Source organism: Achromobacter deleyi, assembly GCF_013116765.2.
Taxonomy (GTDB): Bacteria; Pseudomonadota; Gammaproteobacteria; order Burkholderiales; family Burkholderiaceae_B; genus Achromobacter; species Achromobacter deleyi_A.
In genome coordinates, this window is record NZ_CP074375.1 from 3,246,833 (window position 1) to 3,269,210 (window position 22,378).

16 protein-coding genes are annotated in these 22,378 nt (G+C 65.8%); 3 read left to right on the forward strand and 13 right to left on the reverse strand.

Translation table 11 applies throughout. The annotated features are described in order from the left end of the window. The first annotated feature begins 46 nt into the window (after window positions 1-46). Window positions 47-835 (forward strand): outer membrane protein assembly factor BamD, encoded by a 789-nt coding sequence (locus HLG70_RS14585; protein ID WP_171664352.1) that lies wholly within the window; start codon window positions 47-49, stop codon window positions 833-835. 72 nt (window positions 836-907) lie between these two features. On the opposite strand, the gene HLG70_RS14590 is transcribed toward HLG70_RS14585, so the two are convergent. Continuing rightward, a complete protein-coding gene (locus HLG70_RS14590) occupies window positions 908-3,001 on the reverse strand; it encodes an ATP-dependent DNA helicase (RefSeq protein WP_171664144.1) in 2,094 nt (697 codons plus the stop codon). A gap of 233 nt (window positions 3,002-3,234) precedes the next feature. Between HLG70_RS14590 and tex the strand changes: the two genes are divergently transcribed. Continuing rightward, entirely contained in the window at window positions 3,235-5,616 is a 2,382-nt protein-coding gene (gene tex / locus HLG70_RS14595) for an RNA-binding transcriptional accessory protein Tex (protein WP_171664145.1), read from the forward strand. Between the two features lie 316 nt (window positions 5,617-5,932). After that, window positions 5,933-6,439 carry a hypothetical protein gene (locus HLG70_RS14600; protein WP_171664146.1) on the forward strand — a complete coding sequence of 169 codons (507 nt, stop codon included), beginning with the start codon at window positions 5,933-5,935 and terminating at the stop codon, window positions 6,437-6,439. Between the two features lie 44 nt (window positions 6,440-6,483). Here the strand turns inward: HLG70_RS14600 and HLG70_RS14605 are convergent, their stop codons facing one another. The 12 genes from HLG70_RS14605 to HLG70_RS14660 form a co-directional block, all read right to left on the reverse strand. Next, window positions 6,484-7,842, reverse strand: a complete 1,359-nt coding sequence (locus HLG70_RS14605; RefSeq protein WP_171664147.1) for a tryptophan--tRNA ligase — start codon at window positions 7,840-7,842, stop codon at window positions 6,484-6,486. 93 nt (window positions 7,843-7,935) lie between these two features. Next, window positions 7,936-8,259 carry a DUF3325 domain-containing protein gene (locus tag HLG70_RS14610; protein ID WP_171664148.1) on the reverse strand — a complete coding sequence of 108 codons (324 nt, stop codon included), beginning with the start codon at window positions 8,257-8,259 and terminating at the stop codon, window positions 7,936-7,938. After that, window positions 8,256-9,959 carry a PepSY-associated TM helix domain-containing protein gene (locus HLG70_RS14615; RefSeq protein ID WP_171664149.1) on the reverse strand — a complete coding sequence of 568 codons (1,704 nt, stop codon included), beginning with the start codon at window positions 9,957-9,959 and terminating at the stop codon, window positions 8,256-8,258. Before HLG70_RS14615 ends, HLG70_RS14610 begins: the two co-directional genes overlap by 4 nt. Continuing rightward, a complete protein-coding gene (locus tag HLG70_RS14620; RefSeq protein ID WP_171664150.1) occupies window positions 9,956-10,237 on the reverse strand; it encodes a DUF3649 domain-containing protein in 282 nt (93 codons plus the stop codon). Before HLG70_RS14620 ends, HLG70_RS14615 begins: the two co-directional genes overlap by 4 nt. A 23-nt stretch (window positions 10,238-10,260) precedes the next feature. Beyond that, entirely contained in the window at window positions 10,261-10,893 is a 633-nt protein-coding gene (locus HLG70_RS14625; protein ID WP_171664151.1) for a DUF4198 domain-containing protein, read from the reverse strand. A gap of 157 nt (window positions 10,894-11,050) precedes the next feature. Then, on the reverse strand, window positions 11,051-13,507 hold the full coding sequence (locus HLG70_RS14630; RefSeq protein WP_171664353.1) for a TonB-dependent siderophore receptor: 2,457 nt from the start codon (window positions 13,505-13,507) through the stop codon (window positions 11,051-11,053). A 139-nt stretch (window positions 13,508-13,646) separates the two neighbouring features. Continuing rightward, window positions 13,647-14,606 (reverse strand): FecR domain-containing protein, encoded by a 960-nt coding sequence (locus HLG70_RS14635; protein ID WP_171664152.1) that lies wholly within the window; start codon window positions 14,604-14,606, stop codon window positions 13,647-13,649. Continuing rightward, on the reverse strand, window positions 14,599-15,132 hold the full coding sequence (locus HLG70_RS14640; RefSeq protein WP_171664153.1) for a sigma-70 family RNA polymerase sigma factor: 534 nt from the start codon (window positions 15,130-15,132) through the stop codon (window positions 14,599-14,601). The genes HLG70_RS14635 and HLG70_RS14640 overlap by 8 nt, the downstream gene beginning before the upstream one ends. Before the next feature lie 111 nt (window positions 15,133-15,243). Beyond that, complete coding sequence (gene zapE, locus HLG70_RS14645) at window positions 15,244-16,335, reverse strand: cell division protein ZapE (RefSeq protein WP_171664154.1); 1,092 nt, start codon at window positions 16,333-16,335, stop codon at window positions 15,244-15,246. Window positions 16,336-16,421: 86 nt separating this feature from the next. Further along, window positions 16,422-17,849: a dihydrolipoyl dehydrogenase gene (gene lpdA, locus HLG70_RS14650; protein WP_171664155.1), complete on the reverse strand. Its 1,428-nt coding sequence runs from the start codon at window positions 17,847-17,849 to the stop codon at window positions 16,422-16,424. Window positions 17,850-17,981: 132 nt separating this feature from the next. After that, entirely contained in the window at window positions 17,982-19,214 is a 1,233-nt protein-coding gene (gene odhB / locus HLG70_RS14655) for a 2-oxoglutarate dehydrogenase complex dihydrolipoyllysine-residue succinyltransferase (RefSeq protein ID WP_171664156.1), read from the reverse strand. 103 nt (window positions 19,215-19,317) lie between these two features. Further along, the gene (locus tag HLG70_RS14660; RefSeq protein WP_171664157.1) at window positions 19,318-22,185 is read right to left on the reverse strand and encodes a 2-oxoglutarate dehydrogenase E1 component; all 2,868 of its coding nucleotides are present in this window, start codon (window positions 22,183-22,185) and stop codon (window positions 19,318-19,320) included. Window positions 22,186-22,378: the final 193 nt, after the last annotated feature.

The following is a 22,378-nucleotide window of genomic DNA, read 5'->3' on the forward strand; positions in this document are numbered from 1 at the left end:
CCACCCCGCAGCTCCCTCGAACCCCGCATCCCGAAGCGGGCCGGTTTTGCGCGTGGTTATCGCGCTATTTGCCGTCATTGTCATCGCCGGTTGCGGCGCGACCGACAGCAAGTACGACAAGACCACCAACTGGAGCGCAGAACAACTCTACGCCGATGCCAAGTCGGAAATGTCCTCGGGCGGCTGGAAGGAGGCCCGCGAGCGCCTGACCGCCATCGAAAGCCGCTATCCCTTCGGCGTCTACGCCCAGCAAGCCCTGCTTGAACTGGCGTACGTCAACTGGAAGGACGGCGAAAACGAGCAGGCCCTGGCCGCCATCGACCGCTTCCAGCAGCTCTACCCCAACCATCCCGGCACCGACTACGCCCTGTACCTGAAGGGCCTGATCAACTTCACGCCGGCCAGCGCCTTCATGAGCAACATCACTGGCCAGGATCCCGCCGAACGCGATCCCAAGGGCCTGCGCGCGTCCTACGACGCCTTCAACGAGCTGATCAAGCGCTACCCGGAAAGCAAGTACGCCGTGGACGCCGAAAAGCGCGTGGCATGGCTGGTCAACACCATCGCCATGAACGAGGTTCACGTCGCCCGCTACTACTACGAGCGCGGCGCGTATGTCGCGGCGGCCAATCGGGCGCAGACCGTCATCACCGACTTCGAGGGCGCTCCCGCCACCGAAGAGGCGCTCTACCTGATGGTCGAGTCCTACGACAAGCTGCACATGACCGAACTGAAAAACGACGCCCAGCGCGTCTACGACAAGAACTTCCCCAACAGCGAATTCAGGACCAAGGGCCTGAAGGCTGACAAGAGCTGGTGGAATCCGTTCAACTGATTCCGCCGCATGGGAAAAAGCCCCTCGTTTGAACGAGGGGCTTTTTTTTTGCCTGGGGAAAGCGGAATGGCGCTATTGATCGCCGGTTTTGCGCCGGTAGAACGCCAGCACCTCTTCCAGCTCGCGCGTCCGCGCAAAGGGCGGCAGGCCGCGCCAGAGGCGCTTGCCATAGGGTTTTTCGACCAGCCGCGCGTCGCCCACCATCAGCACGCCCCAGTCCGACTCCGTACGGATCAGGCGGCCGGCGCCCTGCTTGAGCGAGATGGCGGCTTCGGGCAGCTGGTACTCCGAGAACGGATTGCCGCCCTGGGCCCGACAGGCCCGCAGGCGCGCTTCGATGACAGGATCGTCGGGTGGCGCGAACGGCAGCTTGTCGATCGCCACCAGGGTCAGCACGTCGCCGGGCAGATCGATGCCTTCCCAGAAGCTGGCGCTGCCCACCAGCACCGGGTGCTTGAGCTTGCAGAAGCGGTCCAGCAGGTCGCGGCGCGTGCCTTCGCCCTGCTTGAGCAAGGGCCAGTCATGGCCGGCGTCGTCGAAGGCGTCGGCCAACAGGGTGGCAACCCTGTCCACCGCGCGCAAGGTCGTGCACAGCACCAGCGTCCCGCCCGGGCTTGCCTCCAGCAACGGCATCAGCGTCTGGACGAAACGCTCGATGAACTGCGGCGACTGGGGCTCGGGCATGCCGCGCGGCACGAACAGCAGCGCCTGTTCGGGGTAATCGAACGGGGATTCCCATTTGCCCGTGCGCGCGCTCTCCAGGCCCAGCTGGCTGGTGAAGTGCGTGAACTCGCCGTTAACGGACAGCGTTGCCGACGTCATGATCCAGGCCTGGCCCGGCTTGCGGTATTTGGAGAAGGCCTGGGCCACCGACAGCGGCGCCGAGTGCAGGCGCACATGGTGCAGGCCATGTTCGACCCAGCGCACCGCCGGACCGGTCCATTGCTCCGCCGCGGCGACGCCTTCGAGGATTGCGGCTGGCGTGGACGGCCCGTCGCCCAGCGCGGATTGCTCCGCGCGTATGGGCGCCTGATCGTCCCGGCCCCAGCCCTCGTCGTCCGCGCCGGCGTTGGCGCGCCCGGGTGTCGCCCAGCGTTTAAGCCGTACCGAGATCTCGGCGCCGGCGCGCGCGGCGGCCATCAGGTCCGGGTGCTTTTCCGCCACCGCGCCCAGGGCCTTGGTGGCGCCGTCCACGGCTTCGCGCAGCGCCAGCAGCGCTTCGTCGAATTCCTCGGGATTGGGAATGGCCTCGAAGGTGGCCTTGCGGCCCGGCATCTTGTCCAGCGGCGCACAGACCAGGCGCAGCTCGCGCGCCGCGGTTTCCAGGTGGCGGCTGACGTCGCTCCATTTGGCGGCTTCGCGCGCATAGGCCAGGCCGGCGACTTCCAGCGCGCGGCCGAAGTCCATCAGCTGGTGCGTGGAAACGCTGCTGCCCAGAAAGCGCGTGGCGGTGTCGGGCAGCTGGTGCGCTTCGTCGAAGATGACGGTGTCGGCTTCGGGCAGCAGGTCCGTCACGCCTTCTTCGCGCAGCACCAGGTCGGCCATGAACAGCGCGTGGTTGACGACCACCACGTCGGCCTCCTGGGCCTGGCGGCGCGCCTTGACGACAAAGCAGTCGCGGATGCGCGGGCACTCCTGGCCCAGGCAGTTCTCGCGGGTGGAGGTCACGCGCTGCCAGATGTCGGCGTCTTCCGGCACCTGCGCCAGATCGCCGCGGTCGCCGGTCTTGGAGATGCCCGCGAATACCTGGATCTGGCGCAGCTGCTGGATCTCGGTGCGGGACTTCAGCGCGCGCTCGTCGCCCTGCAGGCGGTCCAGATGGTAGTGGCAGACGTAATTGCCGCGGCCCTTGAGCAGCGCCGCGGTCACGGGAGCGGCCAGCGCGGCGCGCACGCGCGGCAGATCGCGCGCGTAGAGCTGGTCCTGCAGGGTGCGCGTGCCCGTGGAGATCAGCACCTTGCCGCCCTGGATGAAGGCGGGTACAAGATAGGCCCAGGTCTTGCCGATGCCGGTGCCCGCTTCGGCCACCAGCGTGGCGCGGTCCTGGATGGCCTGGCCGATGGCCTGGGACAGCTCCACCTGCGAAGGACGCGGCTTGTAGCCGGGCAAGGCCGTGGCCAAAGGCCCGTCCTCGTCGAAGAATTCGGAAATATCCAGGTCCAGCATTCAGGCAGCCTAGTGTCGGTCAACGGTGAACCGGTGCCGGACAAGCGGTTCGGGCGCCAGACACTTTATGTGGGAAAGGACCAAATGATACCCGGTGCGGCCGCGCTTTCCTGCTTGCGGTCGACCGCCGGACCAGCGCAAGGGGGGACACATCTGTCCGCCCGGGCACGTTCTGTAACAGCGGCTTATGGCACAATCCGCCCCTTGTTTTTCCTTTTTGTCGTCGTATAGAGATGTCTGAAACTTCCGCTATCACGAACGTCGCCGCCGGCGTCGACAACGCCCGCATCGTCGCGCAGCTTGCAACCGAACTCGGCGCGCGCGCCTCCCAGATCGCCTCGGCGGTGGAACTGCTGGATGACGGCGCCACCGTGCCCTTCATCGCCCGTTATCGCAAGGAAGCCACGGGCGGCCTGGACGATACCGTGCTGCGCAACCTCGAAGTGCGCCTGGGCTACCTGCGCGAACTCGAAGAACGCCGCGGATCCATACTTGAGTCCATTTCGCAGCAAGGCAAGCTGACGCCCGAACTGCAGCAGGAAATCGCCACCGCCGATACCAAGCAGCGTCTGGAAGACTTGTATGCGCCATACAAGCCCAAGCGCCGCACGCGCGCCCAGATCGCCCGCGAAGCCGGCCTGGAACCGCTGGCCGACGGCATTCTGGCCGATCCGGCTTGCGACCCCGCCGTGCTGGCCGCGCAGTACCTGAACCCCGAAGCGTCCATCAACGACGCCAAGACGGCGCTGGACGGCGCGCGCGACATCCTGGCCGAGCGCTACGCGGAAAACGCGGACCTGCTGGCCGACATGCGCGAGCACCTGTGGTCCACCGGCCTGATCTACTCCAAGATGATCGACGGCAAGGAAACCGAAGGCGCCAATTTCCGCGACTGGTTCGACTTCAACGAGCCGCTGCGCACCCTGCCCTCGCACCGCATCCTCGCGCTCTTGCGCGGCCGCCAGCAAGGCGTGCTGGAAGTGCGCCTGGGACTGGAAGCCGAACTCGAAGCGCAGACGCCGCACCCCTGCGTGGCCCGCGTCGCCAATTTCCTGAAGCTGGGCAATGGCCTGTTCGCGCTGGACGCGACGCCGCGCGCCCGCTGGCTCGGCGAAGTCTGCCGCTGGACCTGGCGCGTCAAGCTGCTGACGGCCTTTGAAAGCGAATTGGTCGGCCGCCTGCGCGAAAGCGGCGAAGCCGAGGCGATCCGCGTGTTCGCGGCCAACCTGAAGGACCTGCTGCTGGCGGCCCCCGCCGGCCCCAAGGCCGTGCTGGGCCTGGACCCGGGCATCCGCACCGGCTGCAAGGTGGCCGTGATCGACCAGACCGGCAAGGTCGTCGACACCACCACCGTGTACCCGTTCGAACCGCGCCGCGACCGCGATGGCACGATCAACACCCTGGCCGCGCTGGTGGCGCGCCACAAGGTCGACCTGATCGCCATCGGCAACGGCACCGCCTCGCGCGAAAGCGAAAAGCTGGTGGGCGACATGATGGAGCGCTTCCCGGACCTGAAGGTCACCCGCGTGGTGGTCTCCGAAGCCGGCGCCTCGGTGTACTCGGCCTCGGAAACGGCCGCCCTGGAATTCCCCGACCTGGACGTGACCTTGCGCGGCGCCGTTTCCATCGCGCGCCGCCTGCAGGATCCGCTGGCCGAACTGGTCAAGATCGATCCCAAGGCCATCGGCGTAGGCCAGTACCAGCATGACGTCAACCAGCGCGAGCTGGCGCGCTCGCTGGACGCCGTGGTCGAGGATTGCGTGAACGCCGTGGGCGTGGACGTGAACACCGCCTCCGCGGCTCTGCTGGCCCGCGTGTCCGGCCTGAACTCGCTTCTGGCCAAGAACATCGTGGCCTGGCGCGACGAGAACGGCGCTTTCCCGACGCGCGAGATCCTGCGCAAGGTGCCGCGCTTTGGCGAAAAGGCATTCGAGCAGGCCGCCGGCTTCCTGCGCATTCCCAATGGCGACAATCCGCTGGACGCCTCGTCCGTCCACCCGGAAGCGTATCCGGTGGTCGAACGCATCGTGGCCAAGATCAAGGCCGAGGTAAAGCAGATCATCGGCCAGCGCGAAGCCCTCAAGGGCGTCTCGCCGTCCGACTTCACCGACGAGCGCTTCGGCCTGCCCACCGTGAAGGACATCTTCGCCGAACTGGAAAAACCCGGCCGCGATCCGCGCCCCGAGTTCAAGACGGCGCAGTTCAAGGAAGGCGTGGAAACGCTGAACGACCTGTACCCCGGCATGGTGCTGGAAGGCGTCGTGACCAACGTGGCCAACTTCGGCGCGTTCGTCGACATCGGCGTGCACCAGGACGGCCTGGTGCACATCTCGGCCCTGGCCGAGAAATTCGTGAAGGATCCCCGCGACGTCGTGCGCGTGGGCCAGACGGTCAGCGTGAAGGTCCTGGAAGTGGACGCCGCGCGCAAGCGCGTGGCGCTCACCATGCGCATGAACGACACCGCCGCCCCGGCCCGCCGCAGCGGCGACGCGCCCAAGGGTGGCGACCGCCCCAACCGCCGCCCTCAAGACGATGGCGGCCGCGGCAATGCGGGTGGCGGCGCTGGCGCGGTGAACAGCGCCATGGCGGACGCTTTCGCCAAGCTCAAGCGCTGATCCGTATCCCCGCAAGAACAAAAGCCCGGCGCCTTGTGCGCCGGGCTTTTTTTTGCCGCCGGCCCTGCTGATAGGGCCTAGGACTTTCCCCTAGAAGCCCCCCTTTGGTTGCGTTCGCTCAATCCTTATTTGAAAAAATAAGAGAAAATATCCAATTGTGTCGAAATAATAAAAACCATCCAAAAGGCGGCCCGCGGCGGCTCCTGGCGGTCCGGCGACACAAGACCCACGATCAGGCGATCTGCGGCGCGAAACGTCTATCGGGTAGCAGCACAAGAACAATAGCGCCCCCCTGAAGACCGGAGATCCGCCCGCCATGCCCAGTACCATTACGCTTGCCGCCAATGAAACGGCGACCATCACCGAAAAAGAAGCCGGCGCCACCGGCGCCTACGGCGAAGTCACGCTGGGCCAGTATTCGCACCTGATCGTGAACGGCGCCGACGTGACCTTCAAGCACATCACGCTGGAGCGCCTGGGCAGCCGCATCATCGAACTGCGCGATGGCGCGCAATTGCACGTCGGCGCGCTGGGCTTCGCCAGCATGGGCGCCAGCATCATCTATCGCATCGGCACCGGCTGCGCGCTGACCTTCGACGCCAGCCAATGGGATCCGGAAGTGGTTGCCAACACCACGTTCGATTTCGCCAGCCAAGGCAGTGGCACGCTGAAGTACTTTCCGTTCATCAATCCGGAATGGCTGGACTGTCCCAACGTCACTGGCTATTCGGATGGCGACATGCTTGAAATTGCAGGCCAGGGCCACACCCAGCGCTTCCAGGTGCGTGATGGCCGCATCGTGGCCAACGCGCGCCAGGCCTGAACCCCAAGACCCCACGGGCGGCGCGTGGCGCCGCCAGACTCCCCCTACTCCTGGGACAGCGACAGCAGCGCTTCGCGCGCCCGCGCCAGCAGCGCGGCAGCGGATTCGCCTTGCGCGCCGGCCGGCGCCGTCGCCACGGCCACGCCATCGACCAGGGCCGCATAGCCTTGCTCGTTGGCCTGCAGCACCGTGTCGGCCGGTTCCGATTGCAGGCGGCGCATCAAGGCGCCGGCCTCCTTGGGATCCGCAAAACTCTGCGACAGCAGCAGTTCCTCGCCATCGGCGGCCAGCAGGCGGAAACGGAAACCGCCGTCTTCGTCGCGGAAGCTGACGAAACGCGCGCCCTTGGCTTTTTCCTTCTTGCCGGCGGCGCCCTTGCCCGCCGTGGCGGCCGCGCCCAGGGTGCGCAGGCCAACGGCCTGGCGCAACTCCTGCATGAACGGCACGGCCAGCTTGCGGGCCTTGGCGGCGCCGGCCTGCAGGATGTCTTCGATGCGGCCGGGGTTGGCCATCAGGTCGACATACTTTTCCCGCATCGGGGCCAGCACGGCCTCCAGGTGGTCATAGAGCGCCTGCTTGGCGTCGCCCCAGCCCATGCCCTCTTCGAGCTGCTGGCGGAACGCCGCCGACTCTGCCTGCGTCGCGAAGGCGCGGTAGAGCGTGTACAGGTGCGAGGCCTCGGCATCCTTGGGTTCGCCGGGCGCGCGCGAATCCGTCACGATACGCATCACCGATGCGCGCAGGGCGCTGGCGCCGCCTTCGAACAGCGGAATGGTGTTGTTGTAGCTCTTGGACATCTTGCGGCCATCCAGGCCCGGCAAGGTCGCCACGTCTTCTTCGATGGCCACTTCCGGCAGCGAGAAGTACTCGCGGCCATACAGGTGGTTAAAGCGCTGCGCGATGTCGCGTGCCATTTCCAGATGCTGGATCTGGTCGCGGCCCACCGGCACCCGGTTCGCATTGAACATGACGATGTCCGCGGCCATCAGCACCGGGTACGAGAACAGCCCCATGGTGATGCCGTCGTCGGGGTCCACGCCCTTGGCCACGTTCTGGTCCACCGACGCCTTGTACGCGTGGGCCCGGTTCATCAGCCCCTTGGCCGTGACGCAGGTCAACAGCCAGCAGAGCTCGGGAATCTCGGGGATGTCCGATTGGCGGTAGAACGTCACGCGTTCGTGATCCAGCCCCACCGCCAGCCAGGTGGCGGCGATTTCCAGGCGCGAACGCGCGACCCGCGCCGGGTCGTCGCACTTGATCAGCGCGTGGTAGTCCGCCAGGAAGAAGAATGCGTCCACGCCGGGCTGCGTGCTGGCCTGGACCGCGGGGCGGATCGCGCCCGCGTAGTTGCCAAGGTGGGGAGTTCCAGTGGTGGTAATGCCGGTAAGGACGCGGGTATTCATGAGGCTACGAGGCGTTTGCTAGGGGAAGCGCCCAGTGTAACGTGCCGGGACGCGGACCCGCCGGCGCCCCGGACACCGGATAAGCGGGCGGCGTTACAGGACGGCCAGCACCGGCGCCGCCAGCGCGCACAAGCCGCCGGCAGTCAAGGCGGCGCGCGGCCGGAAGGTCAGGAACCAGATCAGAAGCATGCCGGCGATGCTGAGGATGCCTATCCATTCGACCGTGCCGTAGCTCCAGCCCCAGACCGCGGCCGACGCCCACAGGGACAGCGCCAGCGCGACCCAGCCGAAGACCCGCAGCGGCAAGCGGTGCCGGCGGGGCAAGGCGCGGTCGAACAGGTCTTCGTAGTGACGGTCCATGCCCAGGCACAGGGCGGAGAACCCCGCATAGGCCAGGCAGAAGGCGGCAAGCGTCATGGCGTATCACCTCGCGGTTCGTAAATCGCCCCGCTCGGCGCGGCTTGCGCCGCGTGAACCTGAGCAACAGGGGAAGGCGCCGCGGCAACGGCGGTCTTGACGGTGGCGGACCGTTCGGCGCGAACCTTGCCCGGCGTCTTCGCAGGCGCCTTGCGGGCTCGCGCGGCCTTGCGGGCCATCCAGCCGAACAGCACGGCGCTGGCCAGGCAGGTCAGGTCGAACCCGGCCATGACCCAGTCGCCCGCGGGCAGGGACACGCCCAGGTGCCGCGATGTGGTGAATGCATTGACCACCGGAACCAGAGCCAGCGCGGCCGCGGCAATGGCCAGCAGGTCCTGCCACTTGCGGCGCTGAAACAGAAAGGCGTAGACCAGCGACAGCCCCCAGGCGGAGAAGAACGCGCGAACTTCCCAGACCTGACGGCCCGGCATGTCCGCTGGCAACAGGCGATTGGCCAGGAACACGGCTGCCACGCCGAAAACCACGCCCGCGATGGTGCCTGCGTTCAGGCCATCCACCAGGCGCAGCGAAAAGGCTTCGCGGGCGTCGCCGGGGCGGGCCTTCTGGCGGCGCTTGGCGATCCACAGCACCAGCCCGGTGCCCACCATTCCAGTGCCCGCCAGACTGACCAGGAAATAGAACCAGCGCAACAGCGGTTCGGCGAACAGCCCCAGGTGCAGGCCGGTGATGGCGCCGGCGGTCATTACCGTGGCGCTGAGATCGTCCTCGCGCTCCTGCAGCGCGCCCGTCACGCCGTCAAAGCGCATATAGGGCGCCAGGCGGCCGTACGACACGCCGTCGGCGGCATCGCGGACCAGGGTTACGGTAGCGCCGGCATCGCCCGGATTGTTGACGGTCACCCGGCCCACCCTGCCCTGCCAATGCTGCTCGGCCTGCTCCATCAGCGGGGCGATGCGGACCGTGGGCGCGGGCTGGTTCAGCGGCGGCGTGACCTTGAAGGACTTGAAGACCTCGTCCGTGTATTGGCGCGGATTCTCGTACACGGCCTGGATGCCCGCCGGCATCAGCATGACCATGAACAGCACCAGGCCGCTGAAGGTGATCATCAGGTGGAATGGCAGCCCCAGCACCGACAGCACATTGTGCCCGTCCATCCAGGCGCGCTGGCCGCCCTTCCTGGGCCGGAAGGTGAAGAAGTCGGTGAATATCTTTTTGTGCGTGATGATGCCGCTGATGATCGCCACCAGCATGAACATGCCGGCGATGCTCGCCAGCCAGCGCCCCCACGGGAACGCGGTTTCCAGTTCGAAGTGGAAACGGTAGAAGAAGTCGCCGCCGCGCGTCTCGCGCCCGGTGACGGGCTGTCCGGTGGCCGGGTCCAGCTTCACGCGTACGAAACCGCGTTCACCCGGCTTGGGCTTGGGCACCTGATACAGGATCTGGATCAGCGGCTCGCGATTCGAGGGCGGCGTGATGAACCAGCGCTTGGCGTCCGGCGCATGTTCGCTCAGGTAGCGCTGCGCCGTGTCCACCGCCTGCACGGCCGGCCCCGGCTGCACCTGGATCTCGGGCTGCATCCAGCGCGTGATCTCGGGCCGGAAGAATGCCAGCGAGCCGGTCAGGAACATGGCAAACAACACCCAGCCGAATATCAGCCCCGCCCAGGTGTGCAGCCAGGACATGGATTGGCGCAGGCCTTCCTCGCCTTGCGCCTTGGCTTTGGCTTGAGCAGCCTTCATGCCGCCCCCAGCATGCGGCCGGCCAGGAACAGGCCGCCCAGGACAGCCGTGGGCACGAGAATGCCGGCCCAGGCGCGCCAGGCGTTGCGCGTCGCGAACACCCAGATCACGCCGCAGGCGTAGACCACAAAGGACAACATCTGCGCCGTGGTCACGGCGTCCGCGCGCCCCATGGGCAGCCACACAGCCAGGCAGGCCGCAGCCGCCGAGGCCAGGGCGTACCCCCCCAGGATGGCGGCCGCCGCCCTGGAAAGCACGGCCATTCGGTAGCGCATCATGCCTGCGCCGGCTGCGGGAGCTTTCACTTGTTCAGATTGAAGGTCAGAGTAGAGACGTAGCGGATCTTGGTGTAGGACTTGCCGTCGGCCTCGCCCGCCTTTTCTTCGACGTGAGCGGCTTCCAGCACATACTGGCCGGGCCACGGCGTCGTGATTTCGATGCGGCCGTTCTCGTCGCTATGGAAGCGCTTTTCCCACTTGGGCGGGCCGAACACGGTGACTTCGGTCTTGGCCAGGGGCTTGCCCTTGAATTGCAGCACGAAGGTGTTGGCGCCCGCGGCGGCCGGAACCAGCTCCAGATCCAGCTTGCCCTGGGTGTCTTCACGGCCCGCCTTGGCGCCGTACTGCACCAGCGTTTCCTTGAATTGGTAAGTCTGGCTCAAGCGCACGTCGCCCTTGCCGGCTGCGGCGAACTCGACGAAATCGGCGCCTTCGCCAGACGCCTTCAAAGCCTTGCCGTCAGCGCCGGTCACTACGGGCTTCACCAGGATCTTGCCCAGCAGGCCATCGCGCTTCTCGCGCAGGTCGTCTGCCCATTCGCCAAAATACGCCTTCGCCGGCCCCTCGGCGCCACGCTCCAGCCAGACAAAGTGCGCCTGCGCGGCGCCCGCGGCGCCCAGGAGGGCAACGGCGGCAATAGTCTTTGCGAACATCATTGTTGATTTTCCTTTAGTCCGAATATGTGGTCAGGCCCGCCCCGCGACGGAGCCGAAATTCGATCGGTCGTGAATTATAACCATTCTCGTTACCATGAGTAGCGAATGTGCTACGCATGAAAAACGACGGCCCCGCGCAGGGCCGTCGTCCGGTTCATCACCAGCGGTAGCGCAAGCTGGCCTTGATCGAGCGCTGATAGCCGAACCAGCACCAGGACTCGCCCGAGCAAGAAGCGATGTATTCCTTGTCGAACAGGTTCTGCACGTTCAGCGCCACTTGCATGCCCTTGAGCGACGGCGACGCGCGGCCCAGGTCGTAGTCCAGCATCAGGTCGACCAGCGTGACCTTCGGCACCTTCAGGGTGTTGGCTTCGTTCGCATAGGACGAACCGATATAGCGCACGCCCCCGCCCACGCCCAAGCCCGCCAGCGGACCGTCCTGCAGCTGGTAGCGCGCCCACGCCGACGCCTGTTGCGAGGGCACCGCCACCGGCGACTTGCCGGTCAGATCGAAGCCGGTCGCGTTGGGATAGGCCTTGGAGTATTCGTTGTTCATCAGGGAATACGCCGCCACCAGCGACAGGCCGCGCATCGGCTCGGTCTTGGCTTCCAGCTCGATCCCCTGCGTGCGCAGTTCGCCCGCCTGGATGGAGCAGCGGCCACCGGCCGTGCCGCAAAGGTGCGTCGGGTCCGGATCGGTGGTGGTCATGTTCTCGCGGCGGATGTCGAACGCCGCCACCGACAACATCGTCGCGGTACCCGGCGGCTGGTACTTGATGCCGATTTCGTACTGCTTGCCCTCGATCGGCTTGAACGGCGTGTTGTTCCAGCCCGTGCCCGATTGCGGCTCGAACGATTCCGAATAGCTGAAGTACGGCGCCACGCCATTGTCGAAGTTGTAGATCATGCCCAGCCGGCCCGTGAAGGCTTCCGCATTCAGGGCTGACGGCGCGACGCGGCCGCTGGCGATCGTGGTGGTCTCGCCCACGTTGCGGGACCAGTCATAGCGGCCGCCAAGCAGGAAGGACAAGCGGTCGATCTTGATCTGATCCTGGAAATACAAGCCGGTCTGGTATTGCGTGGTGGAAGCGTCCGTCGAGAACGCCGGAACCGGTATGTTCTGGTGGTTGTCCGGGTTCTTCACATACAAAGGCGGCGCGGAGCCAAAGCCGGACAGCGTGTCGGTCTTGACGTGCTGGTAGTCAAAGCCCAGCAGCACGGTATGACCAATGCTGCCGGTGTTGAAGCGCGCCTGCAGATTGTTGTCGATGGTCAGTGCGCCCACGTCCACGTCGGTCGCGATCGACGCGCGCTGATGGTACAGGTAAGTCCTGTCCGTGTAGCCGTAGTAGTTGGTCATGGCGCCATAGACGCTGCGGTACTTCGCCTCGGAATGCGTCCAGCGCAGGCTTTGCGTCGCCTTGAGCGTGTCGCTGAAGCGATGATCCAGCACGTAGCCCAGCGAATAGCTCTTGCGGTCGCTCTTTTCGAAATTGGCGTCGCCATCGTAGTAATCGGCCGGCAACCGGAAGCCGTCCGGTGCGTTCAGCAAGGTACGCATCGCCGGCGCGGCGCCGTACGACCCCATGTCGGGATCGCGCTGGAAGTTCGTCAGCACCGTCAGCGACGTATCGCCATTGGGCTTCCACGTGAAGGCCGGCGACACAAAGTAGCGGCGTTCCTTGGTGTCCGCGACCTGGCCGTCGGACATGTAGCCCGAGCCCACCAGGCGATACAGGTACTTGCCTTCCTCGTCCAGCGGCCCGCCGAAGTCAAAGTTGGCGCGGCGGAAATCATAGTTGCCGACCTGCACTTCGACTTCGCGCAGCGTCTCTTCAAGCGGGCGCTTGCTGACCTGGTTGACCACGCCGCCCGGGCCGCCCTGGCCGTACATGACCGACGCGGGTCCCTTCAGCACGTCGACGCGCTCCAGCCGGAACGCATCCACTTGCGGCAGGGCATCGCGGCCGCCGAAGACGCGCAGTCCGTCCAGGTAGGTCGACGCCGAAAAGCCGCGCACGGTGAACTGGTCCAGACGCGTCGCCGTGGCGCCGCGCGACTCGGTGGCCACGCCTGCGGTGTAGCGCAGCACCTGGTTCAAGGTCTGCGCGCCCTGTTCCGTGATCTGCTCGCGCGTAATCACCGACACCGATTGCGGCGTCTCGATGAGCGGCGTGTCGGTCTTGGTGGCGCTGGCGCTGACGGTGGCCACATAGCCCACCGTGGGCGCCGAGGCGCTGTCCGACATGCCCGACACCGTGACCGGCGCCAGCGTGTGGGTATCGCCCGAAGAGGCCGGCGCGGGCGCCAGGGTCCAGGTGTTGCCCGATTGCGCGCGAGCCTGCAGGCCGCTGCCAGACAGGATGCGGGCAAAGCCCGAGCCGACCGAGTACGCTCCGTCCAGCCCTTCCGAGCGGCGCCCCCGCACCAGCGCGGGGTCGAACGACAGGATCACGCCGGCGCTGCGCGCAAACTGCGTCAGCGCGTCGGCCAGCGGCCCGGCCGGGATCTGGTAGCTGCGCTGGGCGTTGGCCGCGGCCGGCGCGGATTGCGCCCAGGCCGCTGGCGCACCGGCAACGAGCGCGCCTGCGCAAGTGGCGGCCAGCACGGCCATGCGGCCGGCGGTCAGCGGTGCGCTCAAGCGCGGATGGAATGAAGCAAACACGGAACTCTCCCTGTACGGTGGTATCTACCCCTGCTTTCCGTACGGGGATCAAAAACCTGCAATGCTTGGGCCAAAAAATTTGTAACGGTCAGATCTCGCGAGGTCCGACCTGCAGCCAGTACTGCGTATGCCTGGTGACGGCGATCGGCAAGGCGGGTTCCAGCGCCCTCAACGCGCGCTCGGCGTCATCCAGCGGAAACACGCCCGACAGGCGCAGTTCCGCCACCGCGGGGTCGACCCGGATCACTCCCACCCGCTGGCGCGCCAGATACTCGGCGAAATCGGCCAGGCGCCAATCCTTGGCCACCACCATGCCATCAACCCAGGCCAGGCGGTCCGGGTCCGACGCATTGCGGCTGACCTCGCCCTGGTCCGCATACACCAGGCGTTCGCCAGCATTGACATGCGTCAGCACGCCATCGCGCAGCAGCGCGACGCTGCCTTCGTAGACGCCCACGCGCGAGCCGCTGCCGGTGCGGCGCAAATCAAAACGCGCCCGCTCGGCCCGCAGCTCCCCGTAGCCGGTGTCCACACGCAAGGCCTCCACGCCCGGGCGCGGCTCGGCCTGCACCAGCATCTCGCCGCGCAGAAGATCGATGCCGCGCGCATTGCCGCTCAGGTTCACGCGCACCGCGGTGTCGCTGTTCAGGGTGATGCGCAGGCCGTCGGCCAGCGCGACCGAACGCCGCTCTCCTACGCTGGTGCTGAAGTCCGCCACCAGGCGCTGCCAGGGCGCATGACGGTAGCCCGTCCAGCCCGTCGCGGCCACGCCGGCCACGGCCAGCAGGCCGCGCAGCGCGGCGCGCCGGCCCTGCGACGCCGGCGCATTCAGCGCGGCATGCGCCAGCGCCGCCGGCACCCGGCGCGCGTCCCGGCCTATGGCCTGCAGCCGATCCCATGCCTGGCGATGCGCCGGATCCTGCGCCAGCCAGGCGCTACAGGATTCCCGGTCGTGCGTGTCGGCCAAGCCGGATTGCAGCTTGGCCCACCAGACTATCGCCTGGCGCACGACCGGGTCCGGCGGCATGCCATCGGCGGCGTCAGGCATAGAACGCCTCGTAGCACGCGGACATCGCGCGCACCATGTACTGTTGGACCGAGCTCAATGACACGCCCAGGCGTTCGGCGATCTCGGGATAGGTCAGGCCGTCCAGCTGCGACAGCAGAAACGCCGAGCGCGCCTTGGGCGGCAGGCCGTCCAGCAGGCGGTCCAGCTGCATCAGGGCTTGAAGCTGCTCGGCTTGCGTTTCGGGAGATGGCGCATACGATTCGGGCATCGCGGCCAGATAGGCCAGATAGGCGTGTTCCAGCGCGGCGTGGCGCTGGTAGTCCACCACCAGCCCCTTGGCGATGGTGGTCAACAGCGCGCGGGCTTCGTGGCCGCGCACCGCCTTGCGGCCCTGGATCACCCTGACGAACACGTCCTGCGCCAGGTCTTCGGCGCGATGCTCGCAACCCAGCCTGCGGCGCAGCCATCCGAACAGCCAGGGGCGATGATCGCGGTACAAGCCCTCCACGGGCGCGCCCGGGGCGTCCACGCACGGGGCCGATGAAGAAAGAAAAGTGGAGGACACGATTGAGACTGCGGCGCTTGACCAGAAGTCTCAAAATCTTAAGTGATAATGACTTGCATTACCAATCTTATGTCTGTCCGCCCCGTCGAAACAGGGGCGGATGCGGCATAACTACAACGTCACGGTCAGCCGGCGCTCGGATTCCAGGTATTCGCGCGACTGCATTTCAAGAATGCGCGACACCGTGCGATGAAACTCGTTGGCCAGCGCGCCCTCGGTGTAGATCTCTTCGGGTTCGCATTCGGCGGACATGATGAGCTTGACCCGGTGGTCGTAGAACACGTCGATCAGCCAGGTGAAACGGCGCGCCTCGGAGGCCTGCCGCGGCCCCATCTTGGGCACCCCGGACAGGATCACCGCGTGAAAGCGGTTGGCCAATTCCAGATAGTCGTTCTGTGAACGCGGGCCGCCGCAAAGCGTTGCGAAATCAAACCACACCACCGACCCCGCCAGCGCCAGCGCGCGGATCTCGCGGTGTTCGATATGCAGCACGGGATCTTGCGGAGGCGTATCGGCCAGGCTATCGAAGGCCGCCTGCAGCGCCTGCTGGGCGTGTTCATCCAGCGGCGTATGAAAGCACTGCACCTGTTCAAGCGAACGGCGGCGATAGTCCACGCCGGCATCCACGTTCATGACGTCCATGCGCGACTGGATCAGCGCGATCGCGGGCAACACGCGGTCGCGGTGCAGGCCGTCGGTGTACAGCGTCGACGGCTCATAGTTGGACGTCATCACGAAGGACGTGCCGTACTCGAACAGCTTCAGCAGCAGTCGATGCAGGATCATCGCGTCCGCCACATCGGACACGTGGAACTCATCAAAGCAGATCAGGCGGTAGCGCTTGGACACCCTCCGGGCCACTTCATCCAGGGGGTCCTGCGTGCCCTTCACTTCTTCCAGCTCGCGATGCACGCCCCGCATGAACTCGTGAAAGTGCAGTCGCGTCTTGCGCACCACGGGCACCGTGGCATAGAAGGCATCCATCAGGAAGCTCTTGCCGCGGCCCACGCCGCCCCACAGATACACGCCGCGCGGAACATCGGGGCGGCTCAGCAGCTTCTTCAGCGCGTTCGAGCGCATCGACTTGAACTTGATCCATTCGTCGTAATAGCGCTGCAAGCGATCAATGGCCTGCTTCTGGGCGGCATCGGGCTTGTAGCCGCGCTCGGCGAGGGCGTGTTCGTAGTATTCGCGGACGTTCATGGAGTCAGGTCAACCAGCTCATCAACCAAAATGAAAAAAGGGCGGGTCCTTGAACCCGCCCCCTGTCTTGCCCAGGTCAAGGACGCTTAGAAGTTAAGCGCGCGCTTGTCCACGGCCAGAGCGGCTTCCTTCACGGCTTCCGACAGGGTCGGGTGCGCGTGGCAGATGCGGGCGATGTCTTCGGCGGCGCCGCGGAATTCCATGATGGTCACGGCTTCCGAGATCAGTTCCGAGGCCATCGGGCCCACGATGTGCACGCCCAGGACTTCGTCGGTCTTGGCGTCGGCGATCACCTTGGCAAAACCGGTGGTGTCACCCAGCGCGCGAGCACGGCCGTTGGCCAGGAAGGGGAAGCTGCCGGCCTTGTACTCGCGGCCTTCGGCCTTGAGCTGCTGTTCGGTCTTGCCCACCCAGGCGATTTCCGGCGACGTGTAGATGACCCACGGCACGGTGTCGAAGTTGACGTGGCCATGCTGGCCGGCGATGCGCTCGGCAACCGCCACGCCTTCTTCCTCGGCCTTGTGCGCCAGCATCGGGCCGCGCACCACGTCGCCCACTGCCCAGACGTTCGGCAGGTTGGTCTTGCAATCGCCGTCCACGGCCACGAAGCCGCGTTCGTCCAGCTTCAGGCCCACGGCGTCGGCGTTCAGGCCGCCGGTGTAGGGCACGCGGCCGATCGAGACAATCAGCTTGTCCACGACCAGCTTCTGCTCGGCGCCCTTGGCGTCGACATAGGGCACGGTCACGGACTTGGCGGTCGCCTTGATCTCGCCGATCTTCACGCCCATCTGGATGTTCAGGCCTTGCTTGGTGAAGGCCTTCAGCGCTTCCTTGGCCACTTGCGCGTCAGCGGCGGCCAGGAATTCCGGCATCGCTTCCAGGATCGTGACTTCGGAGCCCAGGCGGCGCCACACGCTGCCCATTTCCAGGCCGATCACGCCGGCGCCGATCACGCCCAGCGTCTTGGGCACTGCGCCGATGTTCAGCGCGCCGTCGTTGGACAGCACGACCTTTTCGTCGAACGGCAGGCCGGGCAGTTCACGCGCCGACGAACCGGTAGCCACCACGACGTGCTTGGCGATCAGGTCTTCTTCGGCGGTGCCGGTGACCTTGATGGCCCAGCCGCCTTCCACCTGGCCGGTGAAGGCGCCCTTGCCGTGGAAGAAGGTGACCTTGTTCTTCTTGAACAGGTACAGGATGCCGTCGTTGTTCTGCTTGACCACCGTGTTCTTGCGGCCGATCAGCGTGTCGAGCTTCAGGCTCACGCCCTTGACTTCGATGCCATGATCGGCGAAGTGGTGGTTGACCTGCTCGAAGTGCTCGGACGATTGCAGCAGCGCCTTGGACGGGATGCAGCCTACGTTGGTGCAAGTGCCGCCGGGAGCCGGGCCGCCCTGGCCGTTCTGCCAGGCGTCGATGCACGCCACCGACATGCCGAGTTGCGCGGCGCGGATGGCGGCGATGTAGCCGCCGGGGCCCGCGCCGATGACGACAACGTCAAATTGTTTGGACATAGTGTTCTCGCGAATGAGGTATTGAGTGGAGCTCGCCCCGCCCAGCGGATTCGGGCTGCCGGCCGGCCAGGAGCCGGCCGGGGCGCCGCGGGACCGTGAGGTCGAGCGCGGCGCCGGCCAGGGGCGTCGAGATTACAGGTCCAGCAACAGGCGCTGCGGATCTTCCAGGGCGTCCTTCATGGCGACCAGGCCCAGCACGGCTTCGCGGCCGTCGATGATGCGGTGGTCGTAGGAGAGCGCCAGGTAGTTCATCGGGCGGATGACGATCTGGCCGTTTTCGACAACGGCGCGGTCCTTGGTGGCGTGCACGCCCAGGATGGCCGATTGCGGCGGGTTGATGATCGGGGTCGACAGCATCGAGCCGAACACGCCGCCGTTGGAGATCGAGAACGTGCCGCCGGTCATTTCTTCAATGCCCAGCTTGCCGTCCGCGGCGCGGCGGCCGAAGTCGGCAATGGTCTTTTCGATTTCAGCGATGGACAGCTGGTCGGCGTTGCGCAGGATCGGCACCACCAGGCCACGCGGGCTGCCGACAGCGATACCGATGTCGAAGTAGCCGTGATAGATGATGTCCTTGCCGTCGATCGAGGCGTTGATCAGCGGGTACTTCTTCAGCGCGGCCACGGCGGCCTTGACGAAGAACGACATGAAGCCCAGCTTGATGCCGTGTTCCTTTTCGAACTTGTCCTTGTACTTGCTGCGCAGATCGATGACCGCTTGCATGTTCACTTCGTTGAACGTGGTCAGGATTGCGTTTTCTTGCTGCGATTGCAGCAGGCGCTCGGCGATGCGGGCGCGCAGGCGGCTCATCGGCACGCGCTGTTCCGGACGGCCGTCCAGCGACAGCGTGGTGGGCGCCGGAGCAGCCGGAGCCTTGGCCGGAGCGGCCTTGGCGGCGGGAGCGCTGGCACCCAGGGCGTCGCCCTTGGTCACGCGGCCATCGCGGCCGGTGCCGGCCACGGAAGCGGCGTCGACGCCCTTCTCGGCCAGGATCTTGGCGGCGGCGGGCGAAGCCACGCCGGCGGCGGCCGACGAAGCAGGAGCGGCGGCGGCCGGAGCGGCAGCGGCTTGTTCAGCAGCCTTGGGGGCCTCGGCGGGCGCGGTCGCGGCCGAAGCGGCCTTGCCAGCGGTGTCGATACGGGCCAGCACTTCGCCGGAGGTGACGGTGCTGCCGTCGCCCTTGACGATCTCAGCCAGCACGCCCGAGGCGGGAGCCGGCACTTCCAGCACGACCTTGTCGGTTTCGACTTCGATCAGGATTTCGTCCGCTTCGACGGCAGCACCGGGCTGCTTCTTCCAGGTCAGCAGGGTCGCTTCGGAAACGGATTCGGAAAGTTGGGGGACGACGACGTCGGTAATAGCCATTTTATTTATTCCGTAAAGAGTGAGTTCTGGTCACGCGGCGCGGCAAGGTTCGAAACCGGGTTCCTGAACGCTTGCCGCCCGCGGCGCGTGCATCAAGTAAAGGTTACTTCGTCAACATGACCTTGAACTTGGGCGCGAAAGCCGCTTCGATCAGGGCCTTCTGCTGCTCCTGGTGCTTGGCCAGGTAGCCCACGGCCGGCGATGCCGAAGCGGCACGACCTGCGTAGCCCAGCTTCTGGCCTTCGACCATGTTCTCGTACACGTGATGCTGAACGTAGAACCAGGCACCTTGGTTCTGCGGTTCGTCCTGAACCCAGATCACCTCGGTAGCCTTCGGGTACTTGCGCAGTTCGGTTTCGAACGACTTGTGCGCAAACGGGTAGAGCTGCTCGACACGGACGATGGCGACGTTGTCGGCGCCACGCTCGCGGCGGGCGTTGACCAGGTCGTAGTACACCTTGCCCGAGCAAGCCAGCACGCGCTTGACCTTGCCGGCGTCGATGGCCTCGTCGACCTCGCCGATCACCGGACGGAAGCTGCCGCCGGCCAGATCGGTCAGGGGCGAACCCGCGTCCTTGTTGCGCAGCAGCGACTTCGGCGTGAACAGCACCAGCGGCTTGCGGAACGGGCGGATCATCTGGCGGCGCAGAACGTGGAAGATCTGCGAAGCAGAGGTCGGCTGGACCACTTGCATGTTGTTGTCGGCGCACAGCTGCAGGAAGCGCTCGATGCGACCCGACGAGTGCTCGGGACCCTGGCCTTCGTAGCCGTGCGGCAGCATCAGCGTCAGGCCCGACTGACGGCCCCACTTGGCTTCGCCGGAGCTGATGAACTGGTCGATCACGACCTGGGCGCCGTTGACGAAGTCGCCGAACTGGCCTTCCCAGATGGTCAGCGTGTTGGGCTCGGCGCTGGAGTAGCCGTATTCAAACGCCAGCACGGCCTCTTCGGACAGCACCGAGTCGATCACGGTGAACGGAGCCTGGCCTTCCGACACGTTCTGCAGCGGAATGTAGGTGCCGTCGTTCCAGCGTTCGCGGTTCTGGTCGTGCAGCACGGCGTGGCGGTGCGTGAACGTGCCGCGGCCCGAATCCTGGCCGGTGATGCGGATGGCGTAGCCCGAGGACACCAGGGTCGCGAAGGCGAGGTGTTCGCCCATGCCCCAGTCCAGGTTCAATTCGCCCTTGGCCATGGTGCGGCGGTCATTCAGCAGCTTGGCGACCAGCGGGTGGACCGTGAAGCCTTCCGGAACCGCCGTAATGCGTTCGCCGATGCGCTTGAGTTCGGCCAGCGGCACGGCGGTGTCGGCCTGGTCGGTCCACTTGGCGCCCAGGAACGGCGACCAGTCGATGGCGTACTTGCTCTTGTAGTCGGTCAGCACCGGTTCAATGGTGCGTTGGCCGTCTTCCATCAGCTGGCGGTAGTCCTTGACGAGCTGATCGGCTTCGCCTTCGGCCAGCACGCCTTGCGTGGTCAGCTTGTCGGCGTACAGCTTGCGCGTGCCGGGGTGATGGCCGATGCGCTTGTACATCAGGGGCTGCGTCAGCGACGGGGTGTCCTGCTCGTTGTGGCCCAGCTTGCGGAAGCAAACGATGTCCACGACGATGTCATGACGGAATTGCAGGCGGTAGTCCAGCGCCAGCTTGGTGACGAACACCACGGCTTCGGGATCGTCGCCGTTGACGTGGAACACCGGGGCTTCGATCATCTTGACCACGTCGGTGCAATACAGCGTCGAACGCGAGTCACGCGGGTCGGACGTGGTGAAGCCGATCTGGTTGTTGATGACGATGTGCAGCGTGCCGCCCGTGCCGTAGCCGCGCGTCTGGGCCAGGTTCAGGGTTTCCATGACCACGCCCTGGCCGGCGAAAGCCGCGTCGCCGTGCACCAGCACCGGCAGCACTTGCTTGCCTTCGGCATCGCCGCGGCGTTCCTGGCGAGCGCGCACGCTGCCTTCGACCACGGGGTTGACGATTTCCAGGTGGGACGGGTTGAACGCCAGCGACAGGTGGACCGGACCGCCACGGGTGGACAGGTCGCTCGAGAAGCCGTTGTGGTACTTCACGTCGCCGTCGGTCAGGCCTTCGGCGTGCTTGCCTTCGAACTCGGCGAACAGGTCGCCAGGCATCTTGCCCATGATGTTCACGAGCAGGTTCAGGCGGCCGCGGTGGGCCATGCCGACCACGATTTCCTGGACGCCGTTTTCACCGGCGTGGTTCACCACTTCGTCCATCGAGGCGATGAAGCTTTCGCCGCCTTCCAGCGAGAAGCGCTTCTGGCCGACGTACTTGGTGTGCAGGAAACGCTCGAGCCCTTCGGACTCGGTCAGCTGCTGCAGGATATGGCGCTTTTCCGCGGTCGAGTAGGCCGGAGCGCCCAGGGTGGTTTCCAGGCGTTCCTGGATCCAGCGCTTGGCGGCGGGGTCGGAGATGTGCGTGAATTCGGCACCGATGCTGCGGCAGTACGTATCGCGCAACGCCTTCAGGATGTCGCGCAGCGTCATGGTGCTGGCGGTCGTGAAGTAGGTGTTGGTGGCCGAGTAGGTCTGGTCCAGATCGGCTTCGGTCAGGCCATAGAAGGCCGGATCGAGTTCCGGGATCGGGGGACGTTCCTGGCGCTTGAGCGGATCCAGGTCGGCCCAGCGCGAGCCCAGCGAGCGGTAGGCGGCAATCAGCGACTGGACCGATACCTGCTTGCTGGCGACGCTCAGGTCGGGTTCGGCCGAGCGTTGCACGAAGGCATTGGCCTTGGCGCGCTGGGCAAACGATTCGACGATGGGAGCGTGGGCCTGGTCGCGAGTGGATTCCTGGCCGTCGGTTGCGGGAGCGTGCTGCAACTGGTCGAAGTATTCGCGCCAATTGTCAGGAACCGAACCGGGATTGTCGAGGTAGGCTTCGTAAAGCTCCTCAACATAAGGGGCGTTACCCCCAAAGAGATAAGACGTGGATAGAGATTCTATTTCCGAAGACATATCGCTTCACCTTTACGAGTGCTTCACTCGACACGATGCAGGAAAACCTTCCGCGACACGGGCTTCCCGTTAAGCGGATAGCAGGGGCAGAAGGCGCGTACAAGCCTTAAAAGCCGTATGGGATGAGAGTATAACCCTTTGAGTTTACGGTCGTCTTTTTGCTTTTCCGTGACGCAAAAGCCCTTTCGGAATG

Coding starts and splice junctions, on each gene's coding strand:
- HLG70_RS14620 (WP_171664150.1), bottom strand. CDS start 10,237: ATGATGCGCTACCGAATGGCCGTGCTTTCCAGGGCGGCGGCCGCCATC.
- HLG70_RS14615 (WP_171664149.1), bottom strand. CDS start 9,959: ATGAAGGCTGCTCAAGCCAAAGCCAAGGCGCAAGGCGAGGAAGGCCTG.
- odhB (WP_171664156.1), bottom strand. CDS start 19,214: ATGGCTATTACCGACGTCGTCGTCCCCCAACTTTCCGAATCCGTTTCC.
- HLG70_RS14625 (WP_171664151.1), bottom strand. CDS start 10,893: ATGATGTTCGCAAAGACTATTGCCGCCGTTGCCCTCCTGGGCGCCGCG.
- HLG70_RS14610 (WP_171664148.1), bottom strand. CDS start 8,259: ATGACGCTTGCCGCCTTCTGCCTGGCCTATGCGGGGTTCTCCGCCCTG.
- zapE (WP_171664154.1), bottom strand. CDS start 16,335: ATGAACGTCCGCGAATACTACGAACACGCCCTCGCCGAGCGCGGCTAC.
- HLG70_RS14630 (WP_171664353.1), bottom strand. CDS start 13,507: ATGGCCGTGCTGGCCGCCACTTGCGCAGGCGCGCTCGTTGCCGGTGCG.
- HLG70_RS14600 (WP_171664146.1), top strand. CDS start 5,933: ATGCCCAGTACCATTACGCTTGCCGCCAATGAAACGGCGACCATCACC.
- tex (WP_171664145.1), top strand. CDS start 3,235: ATGTCTGAAACTTCCGCTATCACGAACGTCGCCGCCGGCGTCGACAAC.
- HLG70_RS14635 (WP_171664152.1), bottom strand. CDS start 14,606: ATGCCTGACGCCGCCGATGGCATGCCGCCGGACCCGGTCGTGCGCCAG.
- HLG70_RS14660 (WP_171664157.1), bottom strand. CDS start 22,185: ATGTCTTCGGAAATAGAATCTCTATCCACGTCTTATCTCTTTGGGGGT.
- HLG70_RS14605 (WP_171664147.1), bottom strand. CDS start 7,842: ATGAATACCCGCGTCCTTACCGGCATTACCACCACTGGAACTCCCCAC.
- lpdA (WP_171664155.1), bottom strand. CDS start 17,849: ATGTCCAAACAATTTGACGTTGTCGTCATCGGCGCGGGCCCCGGCGGC.
- HLG70_RS14590 (WP_171664144.1), bottom strand. CDS start 3,001: ATGCTGGACCTGGATATTTCCGAATTCTTCGACGAGGACGGGCCTTTG.